Below are 3256 nucleotides of genomic sequence, written 5' to 3'. Positions count from 1 at the left end.
TAGGTGGCGGGTAGTTCACGCCTGTTATGAACTTGGTTTCTGATGAGGAAGCTTTTGCCTATCCCAATGATATAGAGATGAGGCATGAAAAAGGTATCCGACTTTCAGAATATATCCCTAAGTATAAAAGGCTAAAATATAATTATGATTTTGGAGATAATTGGCAGCATTATATTGAGGTGGAAAAGGTGATCGAGAATTATGACAAAAACTATCCTGTCTGCTATGAAGGTGAGGGGAACACACCTCCTGAAGATGTAGGTGGAGAATCCGGTTACGAAGAATTTCTTGAAATTATAGCTAATAAAGATCATCCAGAGCATGACGATATGATAGTATGGGGGAAAAGTCAAGGGTATGATGAGTTCGATATTGAGAAATTGAACAGAAAAATTAAGATGTAGAGAAGAATAGGGTGATAAGTCAATTGTTTTCCCATGTTATTGATAATGTGATAAAATTTGATAAATAAATTAAATGTGGGAGTATGATAATAATGAACTTAAAGGAAAATCGGTGGCGTCAGCGATTTGAAAACTTTGAAAAAGCCTATCGTCAATTTGACTTAGCTATACAAGATTTTGATAATCTTAGCGTGCTTGAGAAAGAAGGTTTGATTCAAAGGTTTGAGTATACATTAGAATTGGCATGGAAAACACTAAAGGATTATTTAGAATCTGAAGAAGTATTAGTAACCTTTCCAAGAGAAGTAATAAAATCATCATTTCACTATGGTCTTATTCAGGATGGTGAAACATGGATGGATATGTTGGAAAAACAAAATTTATTAGCCCATACTTACGACGAAGAGCGTTTTCAATTGGCAGTAATGAAGATTAAGGATAGTTATTACGCAGCTATAACACAGGTATATCGTGACTTAGGAGCAAAAAGATGAAGTTTGGGATACCAGAGAAAAGTATGAATTTAATTATTGGAGCTTTATCAAGGTGGCCAGAGATTGAAAAAGCGTCTATTTTTGGAAGTCGTGCCATGGGTAATTACAAAAATGGATCTGATGTTGATCTAGTTATATATGGTTCTCAGTTGACGCAAGAGATAATTAACCATTTGAGTGTATTATTAAACGAAGAATTACCTTTACCCTATTATTTTGACATTATTCATTACGAAACTTTAAAACATAGGCCATTAAAGGATCATATAGACAAATATGCAAAGTGCTTTTATAGTTGTTAAAAACCATTCAGAAATGACATGAAAAAGGCCACGTTATAAAGCTTTATTCGTTGCTTAATTCCAATACTTCCCAAAAGGGGTCTACTTTTTAAATCTACAATCTTGCTCTTTGGCTAAGTAATATGATAAAATTGCACTAAATTACCCGCTTTGCGAAGTAGAAAGCGGATATTGAGGTGCAAAAATGATTAATATAGATGTTATTAAAAATGAATTTAATAAGCATGGAGGCGTACTTAAAACATCAGAACTTAATGCTATTGGGCTTTCAAGTCGTCATATTAAAAAACTTCTTGAAGAAAATGTACTTACTAAAATCAAGCAGGGATATTATGAACTATCAAATAATATTAATCCAGAGGAAGCCGTTATAGCGCGGCTATTTCCTCATGCAGTCATTTTTCTTGAAAGCGCACTAATTCATTACGGCTATACCGATCGAATACCCTCCGCTTGGCAGATAGCGGTTGATAAAGATAGCGAAAAAAGCCAGTATAAAATCGAATACCCTCTAATAGAGCCTTTTTATTTAGAACCAAAATTTTTAGATGTTGGTCTTGATACCATTCAAATTGAAGGTGTTACGGTGAAGATTTTTACCCGTGATCGGACCATATGTGATGTTCTTCGTTATGAGAACAAACTTGAGAAAGAAGTTTTTAACAATGCAATCCAACGTTATGTTAAAGATCAAAAGAAAAATATAACAAAACTGTTTGAGTACGCTGAATTGTTTAATATCAAAAATAAGGTTCAAACCTATATTGGAGTGTGGATATAATGGCTGATATCGCAGCATCAATTTTAGCTAAGTTAAAGAACAAATCAAAAGAAAAAGGTATTCAACTTCAACAATTATTGAATCTTTTTTGCCAAGAAGAGTTTATACGAAGGTTATCACAATCGAAATACAGAGATAATCTGATTCTCAAAGGCGGATTTCTTCTATATACTATCAGCGAATTTACAACTAGGCCAACAGTTGATGCAGATTATCTTTTAAAGAATCATTCAACTGATTTACATTCGATAGAAATACTAGTTGGTAAAGTTATTTCCACACCTAGCAAAAATGATTTTATTAGGTTTGAGATTCGAGGGTTAGAAGTAATTAGTGAAATAAAAGAGTACCATGATATCCGAGTTAATCTAATTGGTTTAATTGGAAATACCAAGACACCTTTTAGCATTGATTTTGGAGTCGGAGATATTATTGTTCCATCGGCAGTAAAAAGAAAACTACCGGTTGTTCTTTCTGAGTTTGAAAAGCCTGAAGTATTAACATATTCGTTAGAGTCTACTGTGGCTGAAAAATTAGATGCCATCATATCATTAATGGAAGCTACAGGTCGTATGAAGGATTTCTACGATATTTATTATCTGGCGACGACATTTGACTTTGAAGGTAGAAAATTACAAGAGGCAATTTACGAAACTCTTTCTAATCGAGGTACACCATATGAAAAAGATTCTGTTGCTATAATATCAAAATTAGTTAAGGACGATGCAATTCAAAAACGGTGGAACAACTTCTGTAAAAAAGTATTGAAGTTTGAAAAAAGTCTTGATTCTGTTATTGGCGTCATTATTGATTTTACGTTGCCGCCTTTTATGGCAATAATCAGCGAAGATGAGTTCTTTGATACATGGAGTTCTAAAGAGCGAAAATATGTTTAACCGACCCCTTTTGTTGCTTTCTCTCTATATCTAATCGGAACCAATGAATACGTGATGAGGGCAATAATCATACCAATACTATAGATTACTACATCTGACCACCGGCCATCACGAAAACCTGTTAAAGATTGATGATATTTATCACTCATCGCATAAAGAAATGAGATGAAAAAGGTCACCCATTTTTCTCCGACCAAATCAGAACTGGCCCCCATGTAATCATCCTGTTCCCCTCCTAATTCGCAATGAACTTATACATAAACCGTAATAATAAATTTTGTAGTGTAAAATTTGTCGAAATTAGCAGGAAATTTGTTTGCTATTGTAGAAAAATAAATAATTGTACTATTTTTAACTTCCCTCCGAAAGAAGTTTCCCA

Annotated in this window: 6 protein-coding genes; 5 read left to right on the top strand and 1 reads right to left on the bottom strand. The window is 33.6% G+C overall.

Annotated features, from left to right (window positions below; genetic code table 11):
- Positions 1 to 26 precede the first annotated feature (26 nt).
- The 5 genes from U473_RS11300 to U473_RS11280 all read left to right on the top strand — a co-directional run bounded on the left by U473_RS11300 (position 27) and on the right by U473_RS11280 (position 2877).
- Positions 27 to 404, top strand: a complete 378-nt coding sequence (locus U473_RS11300) for a plasmid pRiA4b ORF-3 family protein (RefSeq protein WP_068726430.1) — start codon at positions 27 to 29, stop codon at positions 402 to 404.
- Positions 405 to 496: 92 nt separating this feature from the next.
- Positions 497 to 898: a nucleotidyltransferase substrate binding protein gene (locus tag U473_RS11295; RefSeq protein WP_068726428.1), complete on the top strand. Its 402-nt coding sequence runs from the start codon at positions 497 to 499 to the stop codon at positions 896 to 898.
- Positions 895 to 1200, top strand: a complete 306-nt coding sequence (locus U473_RS11290; RefSeq protein WP_068726426.1) for a nucleotidyltransferase domain-containing protein — start codon at positions 895 to 897, stop codon at positions 1198 to 1200. Before U473_RS11295 ends, U473_RS11290 begins: the two co-directional genes overlap by 4 nt.
- A gap of 184 nt (positions 1201 to 1384) precedes the next feature.
- On the top strand, positions 1385 to 1981 hold the full coding sequence (locus U473_RS11285; RefSeq protein ID WP_068726425.1) for a type IV toxin-antitoxin system AbiEi family antitoxin domain-containing protein: 597 nt from the start codon (positions 1385 to 1387) through the stop codon (positions 1979 to 1981).
- Positions 1981 to 2877 (top strand): nucleotidyl transferase AbiEii/AbiGii toxin family protein, encoded by an 897-nt coding sequence (locus tag U473_RS11280; RefSeq protein ID WP_068726423.1) that lies wholly within the window; start codon positions 1981 to 1983, stop codon positions 2875 to 2877. The genes U473_RS11285 and U473_RS11280 overlap by 1 nt, the downstream gene beginning before the upstream one ends.
- On the opposite strand, the gene U473_RS11275 is transcribed toward U473_RS11280, so the two are convergent.
- The gene (locus tag U473_RS11275) at positions 2874 to 3092 is read right to left on the bottom strand and encodes a VanZ family protein (RefSeq protein WP_068726421.1); all 219 of its coding nucleotides are present in this window, start codon (positions 3090 to 3092) and stop codon (positions 2874 to 2876) included. The genes U473_RS11280 and U473_RS11275 overlap by 4 nt on opposite strands.
- Between the last annotated feature and the right edge of the window lie 164 nt (positions 3093 to 3256).

It is taken from the genome of Tepidibacillus decaturensis (assembly GCF_001561915.1).
GTDB classification, from domain to species: domain Bacteria; phylum Bacillota; class Bacilli; order Tepidibacillales; family Tepidibacillaceae; genus Tepidibacillus_B; species Tepidibacillus_B infernus.
The sequence above is the reverse complement of the archived record's forward strand: the minus strand, read 5'-3'. Positions and strand labels throughout refer to the sequence as shown.